General features: G+C 38.6%; 18 protein-coding genes, 1 tRNA gene and 1 riboswitch. Of the genes, 3 read left to right on the forward strand and 16 right to left on the reverse strand.

Annotation, left to right across the window (positions count from 1 at the left end):
• Positions 1 to 169 precede the first annotated feature (169 nt).
• Both yjeM and A3O17_RS06395 read right to left on the reverse strand, forming a co-directional pair.
• Positions 170 to 1,678, reverse strand: coding sequence for a glutamate/gamma-aminobutyrate family transporter YjeM (yjeM, locus tag A3O17_RS06390; RefSeq protein WP_064213316.1), 1,509 nt, complete (start codon positions 1,676 to 1,678; stop codon positions 170 to 172).
• A 131-nt stretch (positions 1,679 to 1,809) separates the two neighbouring features.
• Positions 1,810 to 1,987, reverse strand: a riboswitch (Lysine riboswitch).
• A gap of 41 nt (positions 1,988 to 2,028) precedes the next feature.
• A complete protein-coding gene (locus A3O17_RS06395) occupies positions 2,029 to 2,892 on the reverse strand; it encodes a metallophosphoesterase family protein (protein ID WP_064208724.1) in 864 nt (287 codons plus the stop codon).
• A 117-nt stretch (positions 2,893 to 3,009) separates the two neighbouring features.
• On the opposite strand from A3O17_RS06395, the gene A3O17_RS06400 reads away from it, so the two are divergent.
• Positions 3,010 to 3,384, forward strand: a complete 375-nt coding sequence (locus A3O17_RS06400; RefSeq protein ID WP_064208723.1) for a hypothetical protein — start codon at positions 3,010 to 3,012, stop codon at positions 3,382 to 3,384.
• Between the two features lie 26 nt (positions 3,385 to 3,410).
• Here A3O17_RS06400 and A3O17_RS06405 read toward each other — a convergent pair whose 3' ends face one another.
• The 10 genes from A3O17_RS06405 to A3O17_RS06450 all read right to left on the reverse strand — a co-directional run bounded on the left by A3O17_RS06405 (position 3,411) and on the right by A3O17_RS06450 (position 11,974).
• Positions 3,411 to 3,995: a YfbR-like 5'-deoxynucleotidase gene (locus A3O17_RS06405; RefSeq protein ID WP_064208722.1), complete on the reverse strand. Its 585-nt coding sequence runs from the start codon at positions 3,993 to 3,995 to the stop codon at positions 3,411 to 3,413.
• A gap of 96 nt (positions 3,996 to 4,091) precedes the next feature.
• A complete protein-coding gene (era, locus tag A3O17_RS06410; RefSeq protein ID WP_064213315.1) occupies positions 4,092 to 5,003 on the reverse strand; it encodes a GTPase Era in 912 nt (303 codons plus the stop codon).
• A gap of 18 nt (positions 5,004 to 5,021) precedes the next feature.
• Positions 5,022 to 5,423, reverse strand: a complete 402-nt coding sequence (locus A3O17_RS06415; RefSeq protein WP_086427374.1) for a diacylglycerol kinase family protein — start codon at positions 5,421 to 5,423, stop codon at positions 5,022 to 5,024.
• Positions 5,401 to 5,877 (reverse strand): rRNA maturation RNase YbeY, encoded by a 477-nt coding sequence (gene ybeY / locus A3O17_RS06420; protein WP_057828057.1) that lies wholly within the window; start codon positions 5,875 to 5,877, stop codon positions 5,401 to 5,403. The genes A3O17_RS06415 and ybeY overlap by 23 nt, the downstream gene beginning before the upstream one ends.
• Positions 5,877 to 6,896 carry a PhoH family protein gene (locus A3O17_RS06425; RefSeq protein ID WP_057828056.1) on the reverse strand — a complete coding sequence of 340 codons (1,020 nt, stop codon included), beginning with the start codon at positions 6,894 to 6,896 and terminating at the stop codon, positions 5,877 to 5,879. The genes ybeY and A3O17_RS06425 overlap by 1 nt, the downstream gene beginning before the upstream one ends.
• Before the next feature lie 100 nt (positions 6,897 to 6,996).
• Positions 6,997 to 8,022, reverse strand: a complete 1,026-nt coding sequence (locus A3O17_RS06430) for a DUF6933 domain-containing protein (protein WP_064213314.1) — start codon at positions 8,020 to 8,022, stop codon at positions 6,997 to 6,999.
• 11 nt (positions 8,023 to 8,033) lie between these two features.
• Positions 8,034 to 8,660: a hypothetical protein gene (locus tag A3O17_RS06435; protein WP_064213313.1), complete on the reverse strand. Its 627-nt coding sequence runs from the start codon at positions 8,658 to 8,660 to the stop codon at positions 8,034 to 8,036.
• 69 nt (positions 8,661 to 8,729) lie between these two features.
• Positions 8,730 to 9,272 carry a 5-formyltetrahydrofolate cyclo-ligase gene (locus A3O17_RS06440; protein ID WP_064208718.1) on the reverse strand — a complete coding sequence of 181 codons (543 nt, stop codon included), beginning with the start codon at positions 9,270 to 9,272 and terminating at the stop codon, positions 8,730 to 8,732.
• The gene (locus tag A3O17_RS06445) at positions 9,262 to 10,581 is read right to left on the reverse strand and encodes an APC family permease (protein ID WP_064208717.1); all 1,320 of its coding nucleotides are present in this window, start codon (positions 10,579 to 10,581) and stop codon (positions 9,262 to 9,264) included. The genes A3O17_RS06440 and A3O17_RS06445 overlap by 11 nt, the downstream gene beginning before the upstream one ends.
• Positions 10,582 to 10,681: 100 nt before the next feature.
• Positions 10,682 to 11,974: a threonine/serine exporter family protein gene (locus tag A3O17_RS06450; protein ID WP_081255687.1), complete on the reverse strand. Its 1,293-nt coding sequence runs from the start codon at positions 11,972 to 11,974 to the stop codon at positions 10,682 to 10,684.
• A 303-nt stretch (positions 11,975 to 12,277) separates the two neighbouring features.
• Between A3O17_RS06450 and A3O17_RS06455 the strand changes: the two genes are divergently transcribed.
• Positions 12,278 to 13,075 (forward strand): type II toxin-antitoxin system PemK/MazF family toxin, encoded by a 798-nt coding sequence (locus tag A3O17_RS06455; protein ID WP_064213311.1) that lies wholly within the window; start codon positions 12,278 to 12,280, stop codon positions 13,073 to 13,075.
• Between the two features lie 234 nt (positions 13,076 to 13,309).
• On the forward strand, positions 13,310 to 13,831 hold the full coding sequence (locus tag A3O17_RS06460) for a hypothetical protein (protein ID WP_064572390.1): 522 nt from the start codon (positions 13,310 to 13,312) through the stop codon (positions 13,829 to 13,831).
• A 107-nt stretch (positions 13,832 to 13,938) separates the two neighbouring features.
• Here the strand turns inward: A3O17_RS06460 and A3O17_RS06465 are convergent.
• The 4 genes from A3O17_RS06465 to A3O17_RS06480 form a co-directional block, all read right to left on the reverse strand.
• Positions 13,939 to 14,030, reverse strand: a tRNA-Ser gene (locus tag A3O17_RS06465).
• Between the two features lie 115 nt (positions 14,031 to 14,145).
• Positions 14,146 to 15,534, reverse strand: a complete 1,389-nt coding sequence (locus tag A3O17_RS06470; protein ID WP_064213309.1) for an amino acid permease — start codon at positions 15,532 to 15,534, stop codon at positions 14,146 to 14,148.
• Positions 15,535 to 15,768: 234 nt separating this feature from the next.
• Entirely contained in the window at positions 15,769 to 16,026 is a 258-nt protein-coding gene (locus A3O17_RS06475; protein ID WP_064208714.1) for a hypothetical protein, read from the reverse strand.
• Between the two features lie 207 nt (positions 16,027 to 16,233).
• Complete coding sequence (locus A3O17_RS06480) at positions 16,234 to 17,670, reverse strand: C69 family dipeptidase (RefSeq protein WP_064208703.1); 1,437 nt, start codon at positions 17,668 to 17,670, stop codon at positions 16,234 to 16,236.
• Positions 17,671 to 17,971: the final 301 nt, after the last annotated feature.

Consider the following 17,971-nt stretch of genomic DNA (forward strand, 5'->3'; position numbering starts at 1 on the left):
CCGTCACTGTTACGGGTTTCGTAACTTAAATAACTTTTTTAATCGCATTGATTGTATTTTTCTCTTAAATCAAAAAGAAGCATCAACTGCGTAACAACAGTTAATGCTTCTCCTAAAAGTTCTTCACCAATACGATTTGACAAAGAGCCCAATCAATTTTCAATTCACTTTAATCTAATTCTTCTTCAACAACCGGTTCAACGTTGCGACTTGCATGCCGATAGAAGATCCATCCAACAAGGGCAAAGAAGACCGGTCCAAATGCTGTCCAGAAAGCAGTATATGCATCATGTTGTAATACTGGTTGAATAATCGTAAAGACGATTCCGAAGAAAATCGTGATCCAGCTAACAACACAAATCGTATTCGTTAACTTCCGGTTCTTATAAACTTCGAATGACCGGTTTAAATTCTTGATCCGCTTGAAGAATGGGAATGCAAGAATTAAGAACAAGTACGGAACTGATGAAGTAATGTTATTCATATCTGTTAAAACCGTATAGAATTGTTGGGCACTCTTCCCGCCAAATGAAACGCCGAAGATAATAATTCCCATTACGATGGCTTGCATCCACATTGCAAATGCCGGCATCTTGCGGCTGTTCAACTTCGTAAGCTTTTCTGGCCATAAGCGCTTTGGTGAACCAAGTAAAATCGTCTTCAATGGGGAGTAAATCAAAACGGTCATTGAACCAAAGACTGACATCATTTCTTCAAATCCGATCAGCCGATCTGTCCATTGTCCCATGATCAATGCTTGGTGAACTGGCAAGTGAAACACTTCACGTCCAATCGTGTAACCTAAATTCTGCATCAAAACCAAAGTGATATTTCCAAGGTTAGTTGAATCGGTTCCCAATACCTTGTGCCAGTTGGCAGTTACTCCCCAAAGAAAAATCCCTAAAGCGTAAATCAAAATCATTCCAATTCCAGCAAGGATAATGCCCTTTGGGAAATTGCGTTCGGGCTTATCGACCCGGTCGATCGTTCCACCCATCGTTTCCATCCCAGCATATGCAAAAACGGCATAAACGAAGAATGAAAGAATCGCAATTGGTGACTTAAACTGCGGATTCGGTGATGAAACGATGGCGTGAGCTGACATTGGCTGAGCTAAGTGGCCATGATTTAAAACCAGCATCAAAATACTTGCGACAATAAATAATCCTGAGATTGCAATGATAACCGCCCCGCTGGCTGAAGCAACCTTTTCGATCTTATCGAATCCCCGAGTTGCCAGCCACGTAATCAAAACTAATAACACGATTCCAATTAATCCAAGGGTTTCCGTTGAATTCATTCCAAAAAGGTGCCAGCTTTGCGTCGTATCCTTTCCAAAGATCAATCCAGAAATTGGAATACAAATCGTTGAGAATTGGGTTACCAATGTAATTACCCATGCAGCATACCAAACAAATGCGCCGATAAAGGCCGGCTTTTCACCGATTGAAACTTCAAGCCATGAGTAGATTCCCCCTTGACTTTCCTTCAATGCTGATCCATATTCAGCAAACATCAATGATGACGGAATGAAGAATAACAATGCACCGGCAATGTACCAGATAATTGCACCGTATCCCATTTGGTAATATGCGGTTGTTACGTTTCCGAGGCCGAAGATCGATGCAAAGATCATCAATACTAAGGCCGTGACTGACATCTTCTTTTGGTTTTCCATAATAAAAAGACTCCTTATATTAAATTAATAATAAAGGCGTCACACTATCAACAAAATTGAGATAAATAAAAAGCCTTACTGCCGGCTGAGCTCACTTCCAACAATAAGACTTGATTTTATTTAATCCCGTGTTGAATAATAGCGCTCCGCAAACAATTGCGACAGTCCGTAATTTCTTAAACTACGTCCCAATGCATTCCTAGCTGTTATCCAACAATGCATTTCGGCAAAATCCCCTTTCAGCCATCTTCAACGTTTAACAGCCACTCAAATAGCTTACTGATGTCATTTGCAACCTCTATTATTTGATTTACTTTGAATTTTAAAACTACTTCCTAAAATTGTCAACCCTAAAAATCAGATTTTTCGTGAATTGCATGTTGAGCTTCATACTCTTTGGTTTCACGAAGATAGCCATATTTATCATTCAACCGCGCCAACAACGGGTAATCATGCGTGTGAACTTCACCCGTTTCCATTTGCTGCTGATAAAGTTCAATATACGGAATGTTCGCGTTTGCCGCCCGCAATAATTCATCCGGATGACTGTATGCGACTTTTCGAAAATCAATCCCGCTTACCCCGTCATCATCAATCGTCACGATCAAATATTGCGCCCGTAAATCCTGTTGAAATTTAACATGGCGGTTAAATGGTTGTCCGACAGATCCCGGATTAAGGACGATCTGTTCTTCACTGCTGTACCGCATGATTGGATGGTGAACATGCGCATAAATTGCAAGGTCAAGGTCATCTTCCACAAACAATTTATTAAAGTTTTCTGTTGGCAATGTCGGATACAATTGTTGTCCAAAATTGATTTCTGGAAGATCATGCGTGATCGCGATCCGCACGTTATTGATCTGCTTTACAACTCGCATCGGCCAGCGTTTCATGGTTGCCAAAACTTGAGGATCAACTTTCGAAGCAAGGTCCATTGCAAGCCGTTGCATATAAACCTTGCTTGGCTTTTCAAGCGCAATTTTCCCAGCGGCGCCCCGAATCATCAGGTCATCCCAATTTCCGCGGATATATACATCAGGATTAATTTTTTGCATTAAATCCCATAAATCTTGTGCACCGGACCCCGGAGCGAATAAATCACCTAAAAACCATGATTCAGTTACTCCTTGCTCTTGCATATCCTCATATACTGCCTTTAAAGCCGTATAATTCCCATGTACATCTGAAAAAATTGCTATTTTATGACGCATGATGATCCTCTTTCCTAAATTGTTATCTTAATTAATCATATCACAAACTCAATATTTTCCTTCACCCTTGATTGCGTTAAAATAAATTCAGAATCAATTACGAAGAAGGAATTTTAAATGACATTACCGAAAAATCAACGTTATGTTCAACCGCAAAATGTGCGCGAGGCAATGGAAGTCATTCAAGACCTGTTTAATCAATACCGGCATGAACCATTGACCCAACAACTTTTAAATTATCATCTGGGACTAACTCAACGTTTGCAAACTGACATTTATGTAACTGCGGTCAAAGAAAACGATCCCCAACAGTTAAAACAATTAGATGGAATGATCGAAGCCATGAAAACATGGACCCAAATTCGAACAGCTAACCGCCCGTTTAACGCTAAAATGAAAAATTTTAAATTGGTTTCAAGCAACCGTCCGAAATTTAAAAAACACTCGCATAAAATTAAAGGACAGCATAATTTTCATGCTGCCCGGCATTAAAAGATTGTGGCATGCCACAATCTTCTTTATTTATCTTCTGTTTTAACACTTTTAGCTTGTTCATCCGTGACGATTTCTTCAAGATGATCCAAATACCGTCCAAGGTTATCATATGTTTCCCGGATAACTTTCAGTAACGTTGCATCTTGATTTCCAAGTGCACGTTCAGTCTTTAAAAATTGAATAAGTGCAATAATATCGGCAAGTTTAATCACGGTCCCCACAATATCGCCATCTGCTTCGTGCTCGCGTAAACTTGTAAATTCATCTTTAATTTCGGGAAAATATTTGTTGATTGCAAAATCTTCAGCCTTGTCAAGCATCTGCTTTAATCCCGGAACCTGATATTTAACGTTGCTTGGAACATCTGATGAAGATGATTCTGCAATGTCGTGGATCAATGCTTGAATCGTAATTTCCCCTTTTAATTCATCATTCAGTTTTAACTTTTTCGCAATCTTAAGTGCGTAATACGCAACGAAAAAACTGTGTTGCGCAATGTTTTCCGCCTTGATCGTGGTGATCGTTGATTGACGGTGAACACTATTCATGGTTGCGAGCTTATCATTAACAATTGCTGCGACAAATTTTTGCATTTCTCCAATTTCCATTCTTTTCAGCCCTTTCTGTCTTTAACGATAAATACTACACATTGTTAAATGTAAAATCAAGTGTAAACAAAAAAATCGTGCGGTTGCACGGTTTTTCTATAAGTCATAATCATCTTGTTTATAACCAAATGCTGCAAGATCCGCTTTGCGATCCTTCCAGTTCGGCTGTACTTTAACCCATAATTCAAGGTAAACCTTATCACCAAGCATTAATTCAATATCTTTCCGTGCTCGGATTCCAATTTCTTTCAGCATTTTTCCGCCTTTACCAATAATAATTCCCTTTTGACTTGGGCGTTCAACAATAATGGTTGCTTGGACAAGAACCTTTTCATCGGTTTCACGTTTGATCCGATCAACTACGACAGCGACTGAATGCGGAACTTCCTCCCGCGTAAGTTGTAAAACCTTTTCCCGAATTAATTCGCCGGCAATAAACCGTTCGGGGTGATCTGTAATTTGATCATCTGGATAATATTGCGGTCCTTCAGGAAGATCAGCCACTAAATTATCGATTAATTCTGGTACATTATTCCCTTGAAGAGCTGAAATTGGATAAACTTCCTTATAGTCAAGGGTGTCTTTATATTCAGCAATAATATCCAGGAGTTTATCCGGATGAATCTTATCGATTTTATTAATCACTAAATAAATCGGCTTGTGAACCTTTTTAAGCCGTTCAATAATGAAATCATCACCCTTACCCCGCTTTTGCGTTGCATTGACCATAAAAAGCACCGCATCAACTTCATTTAACGTTGAAAGGGCTGATTGAACCATAAAATCACCTAATTGACTATGTGGCTTATGGATCCCGGGAGTATCAATAAAGACAATCTGCGCGTCTTTCCGGGTATAAATCCCTTGAATCTTGTTTCGTGTTGTTTGAGCCTTATCGCTCATAATTGCAATTTTTTCGCCGATCACCCGGTTTAAAAACGTTGACTTTCCAACATTTGGTCTTCCAATAATTGCAACAAATCCTGAATGAAATTCTTGATTTCCCATTTTATCCCTCATCTTTAATTAGAATAAAGCAATAATGCGGGGAATAAAAATCAATCCCGCAACGATCACCGCAAAGGCCGCTGCAAGTAAAACCATTCCGGCAGCGATATCCTTTGCTTTTTTTGCAAAGTCGTTTGAATGAAGATGACTTGCTAAATCTGTCAAATTTTCAATGGCAGTGTTGGCCGCCTCGGCAATTAAAACAATTGCTGAAGCCGCAATCAACCACAACCATTCACTAATTGGCAAGTGAAAGATCAATCCTGCAATAACGACCAATGATAAGCAGATCAATTCAAACCGAAAATTCCGCTCTTCTTTAAAAAGCGTTATTAAACCATCACATGCATGTCTTAATGAGTGCGAAAATTTTCGATTTTTCCAACTTGTCGCGAATTTATCTTTGAAGTCCATAGCCATCCAAAATCTCGTCTTGTAAACTGAACATTTCTTTTTCGTCTTCAGCCTTCATGTGGTCGTATCCATTCAGGTGAAGGAAACCATGAACCGTTAAAAATCCAAGTTCACGATCTTGTGAATGTCCAAGATATTCGGCTTGTTCAGCGACCTTTTCCATTGAGATCATCAAGTCGCCTAAATTTTTCGGCATTTCAAATTCCATGTCAGATGGCAAAATAATATCATCTTCATCGCCATCTTCTTCCATTGCAAAACTGATAACATCTGTCGGCTTATCAATTCCGCGATATTTTTTATTGATTTCGTGAATATGCTTGTTATCCATTAATGTCACTGACATTTCAGTATTTTCAGGTAAACTCAAATAGTTTGCAGCATATTCAAGCACTCCACGGACAAGATCTAATTGATGATCTGTCACGTGCTTAGTTTCATCAATAAGCTGTAGATCCATTAGTCTTCATCCTTATCATTTTCGTTTTCATCTAAAATTTTATCCGCGGCTAAATCGCCACCATCTTCATAAGCTTTGATAATTTCAGATACAACTGGATGCCGAACAACATCCGCTGCATCAAAGTGAACAAATCCAATATGCGGTAGGTTTTGTAATAACCGTTCGGCATCAACCAATCCGCTTTGTTGGTGTCCCCGTGGTAAATCGATTTGTGATTTATCACCATTAACGATCATTTTTGAACCAAAGCCTAAACGGGTCAAGAACATTTTCATTTGAGCACGGGTTGCATTTTGGGCTTCATCCAAAATAACGAAGGCCTTTTCAAGGGTCCGTCCCCGCATGTATGCTAACGGCGCAATTTCAATTACTCCGCGTTCGATTAACCGTTCAGTATGTTCTGCACCTAAAATTGCATATAATGCATCATAGATTGGCCGTAAATATGGGTCGACCTTTTCTTTTAAATCACCCGGCAAGAACCCTAATGATTCACCTGCTTCAACGGCTGGCCGTGTTAAAATCAAGCGTTCAACTTCCTTCTTCTTCAATGCGGCAACGGCCATTACAACTGCTAAGAAAGTTTTCCCGGTCCCAGCAGGCCCAATTCCAAAAGTCAAATCGTTGTTTTTAATCGTTTGAATATACTGCCGTTGACTAAAGTTCTTTGCCCGAATCGGCCGGCCAGTCCGATCCCGCAAAAGCGTTGTTGTATATAAATCAGAAAGATAGCTTAATGTCCCGCGTTCTTGCATCTTAACTGCTGAAACAATATCGGCTTCACTAATACTGATTCCGCTTTTCAAAAGTTCAATTAATTTTTCAATAATTTGAATTGTCGCTTTTACATCATCAGCTTGGCCATCAATCTTAATATTGTCTCCAAACGGACGAATTTCGACGTTTTTACTTTCTTCAATCAAATGAAGGTAACCATCATTAATTCCAAATAATGCTGGTTCTAAATTAGGCTCAGAAATATGATATTCTTCTTCAACCTTTTGCTCTGCTGTCAATCAATTGACCTCCTAGTAATATAATCGTTAAATTAAAATTTAACCGTCTTTACAGAGATATTATACAACTTTCTGACTTTCAACAATATTGTTTACTCTTTTACATCGGATAAAAGGTTGTTTGAACGATTTTCTTCGTTTCATTCAGCTCATGGTCAATGATTTCATGATCGTCAGTTGAAATCTGACCGCTTGCCTCCCAAAAATCAGCCAATTCGCTAAGCGTTTCAAACGCAACCGGCTCATCTAAAGGATTTTGCCGCTGAGCAGGCATAAACTCAGCAAAATATGCCGGTAAAATTGATAGATCATGGATAAACGTTTGATGTAAAATCGTCAATAAAAATTGATCAAGATAATCACGCGCATAACTCATCATCAATGCGATTTTCCGCTGACTATATGATGCTCCCTGGAGATACCGTTTAAAGCGGGCAAGCATGATTGAGTTATTCTTTTCAACGGCAATCCGGAAATTATTCATTTCATCTGGATCACTACTGATCTTCCCATCCATTTCTTCCCATTGAGAATATGGATCCCACGTTGGCTTAATTTTGACGTCATCAAAATTGGCGGTAACGTCCGCTGGAAATAAATATTTTGCTGTAATTTCAAATTTAAAGGCTGCCAACGGATTCCGGTAATCATTCAACTTACTTGGAAAATCACGCCCGATTCGAACCGCCGCCATCACATTTTGCGGGTCATTTGGTCGATCCAGTAAGTTTGCATTTTGAATCAGCTTTTCTTTATAAACTTCCAGTAACCCGGCTGCTTTACTATGGTTACTCATTTGCATGATCGTTTTATGGTCGATCTTAATGTCATTCAGATAAGCTTCGATTTTAATGAAACTAATATCCATTGATTCGCAAACGGACATTAAAGTTAGACTAAAAGCCTCAAAAAAATCATCAAATGACTTGAATGGTCTTGTTTGCGGAATGATCACCGCAAAGTTTGTATAGTCATTCAAGGTAAGCATTCCTTGATGGTCGTCGATTTCATACGGTAAAATCGACCAATTTAAAATTTCAGTGTGATCATCGGTTTCAGTCAAATCCACTTCATGAGTCGGATTCTTAAACTGTGAAAGTGCCTTTTTTGTTGTATGAATAAGCATTCAATCAACCCCTAGTTTTTATTGTTGACAACATCCGTTAAAACTTGACCGTCTTTGGCCGCATAAATTACTTGATTGCTATTCGGCTTCGTCAATTGTAATGTATAGCCCTTTCCAAGCGGTTTGGTCAGTTGCTTTGAAGTGCTTAAAATTCCGCTCGTCAAATTATTATAGCCGCTTTGTTGCGCCTTTTGTGGATTGGCTAGAACGTAGTTAATTGCTTTTACATCCTGGTCCGTTGTTGGCGTGACCGTAAACGTCTTGCTTTGCTGATCAAACGTTACGGTTCCAACTTTCGCAAAGCTTTGCTGCAAATCTTTCAAAACCTGTTGTTGATCCTTATCTTCTTGGATTCCGTTATTGATCACTTGCAAGCCATTTTCAACCATTCCACCTTGGAATGATGCTTCCGCTGATAACGTTGTCCGCATTGGATTTGAGCTTGTCTTTGCCTTTTGGTCTTCTTGGTGAAGATGATAAGCATTTAAACCGCATCCAACACATACGATCAGACTTACGATCAATAAAATGGTTGGTGCAAGCCACTTTCCATAACGGTGTACTGAATTAATCAAATAGAAAATTCCGAGAATAAAAATTATCCCGGCTAATAATGCGATTGCAAACCAAATTGCCACTCTTTTTCGTCCTTTCTCATGGGTTTAATACGTTAATTATGCCTTATCATCCGCAGAAGTTCAAACGATTTAGTGAAGAATTTGATCAATCGGCATATCTGTTGACTCAATTTGCCAATCAGTACTTAAAGCCACTTGCTCAGGCAGTGCTAACGTTACCGTGTGCCCGTTAAATTTTTTCAAAAAACGATCATAAAAACCGCCACCGAATCCCACTCGCTGATGAGTATCCAAAGCATATTTAATCCCGGGGACGATTAAAATATCGGGTTGGTTGTTGATCTTTTCCTTTTTCCATTCCGGCTCCCAAATTCCAAAATTACTCTTTTGAAAGTTTGTGTCTGAACTGATTTCAATAAAGTCCATTTGGTGATATGGGCGGGTGATTGGACAACAAACTTTCTTTTGATCTTTCAAAATTCGCTCGATCAGTTGATGCGTATCCAGTTCAGGAAAATTACTAATTGTAATTCCAATCGCCGTTGCTTTTTGATATTCGTCAAGTTTCAAAAACTGCGCAACTAATTTTTGCGTTTCACTTTCCCGTTCACTTTCCGGCTTGACCGTTAATTGATGTAACACATTTTTACGAATTTCTGCTTTACTTTCCAAGACCCTGCTCCTTTATTTTGGCTTTTTTAGTAATCAATTTATCAATGAAGTACAATGCAACCCCGCAAATCAATGCAATTATTCCAAAAAGAATTACCTTCAATTTGAGGTTCACTAAAATATAAACACATACCAGCAATGAAAGCACTGGAACTAAAATTCCCCCGCGTAAATTAAAGGCTCCTTGTGGTAATTGTTCATGATGCCGTTGCCGCCGCCACTGTTTAACAAACATTACCAGTGAAGTTGAGAAGTACTGAACAAGCGAGATGATAATTGTACATGGAACTAAGAAAAGGTAACCCCCACTTAAAATCAATAACGCACATAATCCAGCAGTAATGATGATCGCAACGTATGGCGCCCCACTTTTCGATTTTTTACCAAAAAATTGTGGAAGCAGTTGGTGTTCATTTGCAAGGGACGATGCAACGTATGGGGTACTGTATGATAGTGAGATTGCGACGCCCAAAACTGACCCAACCGTTCCAACTGTAATAATGACTTTTCCAAGATTCCCAAAGTGTTTTGCAAATGCAACTGCAAGCGGCAAGCTGCTGTGGGCAATTGAAGGTCCAACCGTCCCAATTGCAACAACGACCGTTGCAATATACAGTAACGTTACCGAAATAATTACGGCAAGTAACTCCCGCGGTAAATTCTTTCGCGGATTCCGCATTTGAGCAGCCGCAACCGGCAAAAAGGCAAACCCGGTAAACATGTAAAATGCATTACTAAAAGCATTATTTACAGAATGAAAACTGTAATGGGCATTTGAAACAAAGTTAATTCGGTGAATAAACCAAATTCCAGCTAAAACGAAAATCAGCAAAACGCCAATCTTCAAAAACGTGGCGATATTATCAGCAATACTTGAAACCCGATCACCCATCAAACCGATAATTGCGATCACAAGAACGATTGCAATTCCTGAAATGTCATAAACCAATTTATCTGAAAGCTGCGGAATAAATAATTTTAACGAGGTTAAAAAGGCGGCAATTTCAGTTGTGATCGTAATTACCCCTTGAAACCATGTAAAAAAGCCGACTTCAAATCCGGCAAACCGGCCGAATTCCTTATAGGCATATAGCCATGCAGCCCCATTTTGTTTCGTTTCACTTGATAACGCCGCATAGCACAACGCCAGCAATAATGCTGACACGCCTGAAACAAGTAAAATTCCAATTAAGCTGTTTCCCGCCTTGGAATATAAACTGCCGGGTAAAAGAAAAATTGCTGACCCGACCATTCCATCAACGCCAAGTAAAAATGCTGAAAATGGACTGATTTTTTTATCCTTTGCCATTTAAATTCCTCCCCTGGAAATTGTTTTAAATCTAAATTCAGTTTACCATTTTAGTCGCTGAATTCAGTTTAAAAGTCGCCAACTCCCATATCCATTGCGTCTAATTTGTATACCGCCACTTCGAGTCCGTCAGTAAACGCGCAACCATTAGCCCTAACGGTAAGAACATCGCAATCAAGCACGCCTTAACTAACCAGTTAGCGCCGTCTTGCAACGTTAAGTTTCCAATTTCATATACAGCCCGGTAGAAGTAAAGTCCTGGAACCATGATAACGATCGATGGAACCGTGATTGCAATTCGCGGATAACCACTTCGTTTTTGAACCAACGAAGCCAAAATTCCGGCAGTAAATGCACCGAAGAAAGCCGCTGCCCCAGCTGGAATGGCAGTTAAATCAACTAATTCAAGCCGCAAAGTATTAGCAATGGCACCAACAAAGCCGGCAATTACCGCCATTCGTGGTGTACTGTTGAACATCATTGAGAAACCATACACCCCAACGAAACTGGCCGGCAACCGCAAAAGCATCAATTCAAGCGGTGTAAGATGCAATGCAATAAAGTTTTCCGGTTTTAAGTGAACAAGCAGCGCAACTAGCCAGCCAACAAGCGTTGCAACGACAATAATCGTTAATGCGTACGCCAGTCGTTCAAGCCCTGAACGCATGTCAGTTTTCGCAATATCCAATCCGCTTGTAATAAACGGGAATCCTGGAATCACAAAAAGCATCGCCCCAATGTACCCTGCCTCGTGACCAGAAGCAACCTGAAAAATCATTTTTAAAACGTCAAAAATCATTGCGTATGACAAACACGAAACCGCTACACTAGCTGCAACGCCAGCTAACGCCGTAATGTGTTTCGTTCCCATGATCTTCCGCACGTAGCTTCCAAGCGATGCCGCAATAAAGCAGCAAAACATTTCAATCAATCCGCCGCCAAGTAAAAATACGAAGGCACTGCAGGCAAATCCCGCAGCAAGCGCAATCGTGATATTTGAATAGTTATTTGATTTTTGTTTAATTTTATCCAATGCTTGATTAACTTGCTTGGTTGTTAAAAATTGGCCATCTGCCTGAAAAGCGGCCACAAAATTTTCCAATTCACTTAACTGGATCGTGTTGATTCCAGCTGCTGGTAAAGATAGCGCTTGGGTCGTACTATGACCATTTTCATAACAGGTAAATTCAATTGAAACTAATCCAATATCGGCTGAACACCGCACCCCCATCACCCGGGCCATTGAGTTCATTGATTCGCGTACCCGCCAAGCTCCGGTTCCGCAGGCAAGCATCATAATGCCGACCCGGCCGATAATTGTGGTTTTAGTTTGTAAGTCAGCATGCAGAATATTCTGATCCTCGTCTTCAAAGTCATGCCATGGAATATTCATATGATGCTGTTCGATCTGTCCGTCCAATGTAATAAACTCCCTTAAAATATTTAATTAATTTAATTATATCACGGGTTCCAAGATCATAATTGGTAAATTTGAGTATAAAAAAACGCCTCATTTCTGAGTCGATTTATGGCATTCCCAATATTTGAAAATCCATTACTTTTAAATATTTATTTTTGAGAACGATTTATATATAATGATGATACATTTTCTCCCTAATGAAATTAGATATTACACTATCAAATTTTTATGACATTAAAAGCTAGCAAATTAGAAAGGACATAAAAGGTATGCGTAATGGCAAATTACAATCGAAAGTTTAACTTTGATGAAAAGTATCAAGATATTGAAAACTTAATTAATTTTTATTTCAATGCTGACGATTCAAATTATAAGGCATCCAGATTACCAAATTGGATAGACTTCTACGGTAAAACATTACTTAATGAAAAAAGATATAAGTTTTACAATAAATTTTCTCAGGGAACTGTCGTAACTATTGATTACGGTGTTCCGGTTGGTGGAGAAATGAGTGGTATTCATTTTGCAATTATACTTAGCAAAAACGATACTCAATATAAGAAAACGGTTCTAACCATTCCACTTTCATCACACATTAATAAAGACCGAATTTCTCTGGGAAAAGATATTTTGTATCAAGCACAATTAAGTATGGATGATCAATTGCTTTGTTTAAAAACGAAAGTCCAATCATTAGAAAGAAAAATTACCGACTTAACCAATGATATTAAAAATTCTGAAAATGAATTGATTAGATTTAGAGCTCTCAAAAGTCCTTCAAAAAAAGATATTAATAAAATTAAATCCAATATTAAAAAATATAAGAATGATCTTACTTTATTTATAAAAGATAAGAATTCCCTACTTGTTGAAGTTGATAAATTTAAAAAAGAATTGAAGCATTTAAATAAATATAACAAGAATTCATACGCTTGTTTAGATTCGATTGGTTCTGTAAGTAAATTGAAAATCAAAAAATTTTCTCAATACGGAATTAATAGTAATATTTCAATTAGTGACGAAAATTTAAAATTATTAAAGAGAAGAATTAAAGATTTTATTGATATTGACTAAACCGAAAATCGTATATATAATACACTTAATGAAGCAAAGTCTTCGATACTTTTAGTATCTTTACGTATGATTTTCAGTGCCATAGATTTGGCGAGTGCTTAATCATTTACTGATTAAGCACTCTTTTTTACCCATTTTTTACCATATAGATATTTAAATTTTAATTTGTCCAAACCTTGATGACAATAAAAGCTAGTAAAAAGGAGGTGAGAATATTTTTTGGAGGTTTCTTAAGTGAAAAAAATTGTTTTTAGTTGTAGTGTCGTTCTGTTAGGAGTAGCTCTAACAGGCTGTGGCAGTCAAAGTCATAGAACAAATATACATACCAAAATCAAATCAGAAAAAGTAAGCAGTTCAAAAAAGAATTCAAGCTCAGCAAAATCTAGTTCCAGTTCAATGAAGAGCTCTTCAAGTTTAACTTCATCAGTTGCTCAATCTGCTCCAGCAACTAATGCAAATACTCAAAATCAACAACAGAAACAAAATAACGATGTTCAACCACAAGCCGTTCAGCAAACCCAACAAGCGGTTACACCCCAACAGCCCGTTCAGCAAAATCAGCAATACACTGAACAAGGCCACTATCCAACATGGAAAGAAGGCAATGTATACTGTGCCCAACTACCTGATGGTACAGTGATGAAACAAACCTTTGCCGATGGAGATGATCCGGGTACTTATCAAGGTAACCCCGAAGTCCAACGCGAAACTGCCCAGATGCAAAACCAATGGAATAAGGAACATGGGATAAATTAAATATTACAAATAATAAATTTAAAATTCGGAGAGTTCTCTCAAAACGTATAAAGCAATAGTTTTATAAAAAAAAGACGTCTCATTTCTGAGACGTCTTTACTTTCTTAAGGAGGATGGGAGATTCGAACTCCCGCGCCGAGTTGCCCCGACCTGACGGTTTTCAAGACCGTTCCCTTCAGCCAGACTTGGGTAATCCTCCATGTCTTTCAAACAACAGTATTAAGTTTATTAAATCTGATTCGGTTTGTCAACAACTTTTTTCAAAATTTTTTGTGGTAAAATAAAAAGACTACCCTTCAGCAGTCTTTTAAGTTCTATTTATTTGGATTCCTTAATCCATGACGGCAAATGTAAACAACCGTCAAGATAATCAAGAGCACTGCTCCCACAGATACTGAGATCCGCGTGTCCGGATTAATGAACATAAAGATTACAATAATCAACATTGAGATCAATGCAAGGTAATTTGAAAGTGGATATAATGGTAACTTAAACGGATGGTCCTTCATAATATCTGGACTATTCTTTCGAAACCGCAATTCAGCAAGTAAAATTACTAACCACGGAACCATTCCGGGAAGAACACTTGAACTAAAGATAATTACAAAAAGATTTGCGGTTGACTTGTTCAAAGCTGCCATGATTGTGTTTAACACGAATCCGAGTAAAATTCCGCCTGAAATTGCTAAAATTGCAAGATTCGGCACTTTCCGCTTTGATAATTTACCTAGTACCTTTGGCGCATCACCTTCATGGGCTAACTTAAATAACATCCGACTTGAACTATAAATTCCAGAGTTCGCCCCTGACATTGCGGCTGTTAATACAACAAAGTTAATAATTCCGGCAGCACTCGTAATTCCAATCTTCGCAAAGGTTTCAACGAACGGTGATCCGATTGAACCTAACTTATTCCATGGATAAATCGTAACAATTACAAAAATTGCGCCAACGTAGAAAATCAAAATCCGCCAAATAACCGATTTAACTGACTTAACAATTGCCTTTTGCGGTTCCTTGGCTTCACCAGCTGAAATTCCCAGCAATTCGATTCCCTGGTACGAACCAACAACGATTGCCAGGGCAAACATAAATCCTTTAAATCCACCCGTAAAGAAACCGCCATTACTCCATAAGTTATGGAACCCAATCGGAATTCCGTGATGACCAATTCCAAAGACGATGATCAAAAGGCCAAGAATAATCATTAAAATAATGGTTACAACCTTAATCATTGAAAAATAAAATTCCAGTGTCCCGTATGTTTTAGCTGAAACCAAATTGGCTAAAGTAAGGAAAGCAATTACAACCAACCCGGCAATCCAGTCTGGCAAATGCGGCCACCAATAATTCAAATATTCCGTTGCCGCAACCACTTCACTCATTCCAACGATGATATATTCAATTACGTTTGACCATTCTGCCAAATAACCAGCAAGCGGATGAACATATTCCGTTGCAAAACTTGCAAATGATCCGGTCCCCGGGTTTACGTATAACATTTCCCCTAAGGCACGCATAATAACATATAATAATACCCCCACTAGGGCATAGGCTAAAATAACTGACGGTCCTGTCCACTTGATCGTTGACGTTGAACCCATAAATAATCCAACCCCAATGGCCCCACCTAATGAAATCATTTCAAGCTGGCCAGCAGACATGGAACGTTTTAACTTAATGTTTTTATCCTTTGACTCCATTTTGCTACTCCTTACTTTATCAAAACTAATAATTATAGTATACCGTATAACTAAATTTAAGACACCATTTATTTTTCAGTTAGTTTTCATTATTAGATTTTCATTTACGTTCCATTTATAAAAATTTAATTCGACTATTATCTAAAGGATTAGAATTGGACGTTTTTTTAAACCGAAATTTCGCGTGATTCTTAATTAAAACAAAAATGGTCGAGAAAAATCTCGACCATTTTTTTACGCTTGATCCCACATATGACGTAACCGCAAGCCATCGTCACTTACCTTTCCCGATGGATCGGTTGCATTTGCAATTTCGTATGTGAACCGATTCCATAATTCTTGATATTCATCTTCCGAACCGCTGCGCCATACTTGATGACTTCCATCATAATCTGCCAATTTTGATCCAAGCATCCCATAAATTCCTGGATACTGCTTTTTAAGAAAATCAAGATCATCATTCTTGAATACTAAACATTTTAATTCAGCCATTTTTACCCCTCCGATATATTAAACCAACCGACAAAAAACTCCGCTTCATTATTGAAGCGAAGAATCATCAATTTCAATCTTGACAGGCTTATAGAAAAGTCTTTATTCATCATCTATTCTTATGATAAATTCATTTTAACCGGAATTCAAATAATATGACTTAAAAAGAAGCTGTGACTAATGCCACAGCTTCTTCAAATCCCCATTTTAGAGGTTCTTATCCATGTTGAAGGTCAGCTTCGAGAGCTCGATGCCTTTCATGATCAACTTGTTCATGTGATCCTTGGTCATTGCCTTCATCTTTGCAACCATTTCGTAGTTCTTTTGAGTTAAGAATTCAGTTAATTCTTCACCGTGTAACTTAGCTGCTTCTTGGTCAAATTGCCATAACATCCGCCGTTGAACCCGCCGGCATTCTTTCAAATAGTCGCGGTTGTCTTGAACAAACTTGCTGTAATGACTTTCAACCAACATTGACATGTGACGGTACATCCAGTAAGCAGAATCTGAATCAACATCCATTTCCATTGGTGTTTCTGAAAAACTTGGATCTGTATCATTTGCATTTGTGTAGAATGGAATGTATGGTGCAAATTCTGGGAATCCAATACATAACCACATTACGGCTTGTTGTTCTTCAGGAACGTCATTCCGTAATTGAAGAACGTGTGAGTTTTGGGTCCGGTTCAAACCGATTGGACGGTAACGGTACATGTCAGCTTCCGTTGAGTCCTTGCTGTATGGATCGTATGGAGTTTCATTGTAGTGTGAACCAAGATATTGTTCAATGTCATCTGGCGTAAACTTGTGATTTGTCCGCATGATAAACGGTAATTCACCTGATTCAGGATCTTCTTCGATTTCAGGGTTGAACAAGTGGTGACCGTACCATACACGTGGAGTGTTGTAGTGCCGATCTTTTTCGTCAAATGAACCAAAGATGTGCCGGAAGTTCCAGCCTTCCTTATCAGGGTTCAGGTGGTGTTCTTCAACGAATTCTTGAATTCCATCAGCCCATTGGAAGTTTTCAGTGTCATCAAAGTCAACTTGTTGAATTGCAACTTCATTGGCAACAACTGCATATGCATCATCTGGAATCCGTTGAGCTAACCATAAGTGCCCCGTAACGATTTCCATATACCATGCTTCGTTCTTATCAGCAAATAAAACTGAGTTTCCAGCTGGTGAACCGTATTTACTGATCAACTTTCCTAAGAATTGAACCGCTTGGCGGGCTGATTCAATAAATGGAAGCGTAACGTTCACGATGCAGTCTTCATCTAATCCATCCTTAACAAGGGGATCAAATGCAAGAGCGCGTTCGTTACCGTAAGTTGATTCAGTTGCTGACATAGCAACGTTCTTTTCGTTAATTCCGCTTTCTTCATAGTAACCGTGGTTTTTGTAGTCCACGTTTGGAACGGCATTGTAACGGTAACCATTTTCTGGCAATTCCATTTCAAAACCGTTTAACCATGATTTGATTTTCTTACCTTTTTCACCATGCCATGCTGGATGCATGTAAAAACGTTGAGGTGTCAATGGCAAGAATGTATCGTCATTCCGAGCGATCATTACTGAACCATCAGCACTTGCATCTTTACCTACAAGCATTGATGTACAAGCACGTTCGATTTGTTCCATAATAATGCCTCATTTCTATCTAAACTACCGTTATTTTAGCATATTCATCAAATTGCATTCAATGTTTACTATCAAATCGCAAAGATCATCAGCGAAACAAAAAAAGGCTATGACGTAAGTCGCAACCTCTTTGCTATATCCGCATAATCGGGTTCCAAAACAAACGAGCTGTGTGGAAGTTCGAAAAGTTCCGAATCTATGCTCCGCGATTCGCTCACTTTTCTGCTTCCACCACGCTCGTTTGTGACGTTTTGTCACACCTTCAAATAAAAAAACTGTGGCGTTAAACCACAGTTCTTCC

It is taken from the genome of Ligilactobacillus aviarius (assembly GCF_001654615.1).
Classification (GTDB): Bacteria; Bacillota; Bacilli; order Lactobacillales; family Lactobacillaceae; genus Ligilactobacillus; species Ligilactobacillus aviarius_B.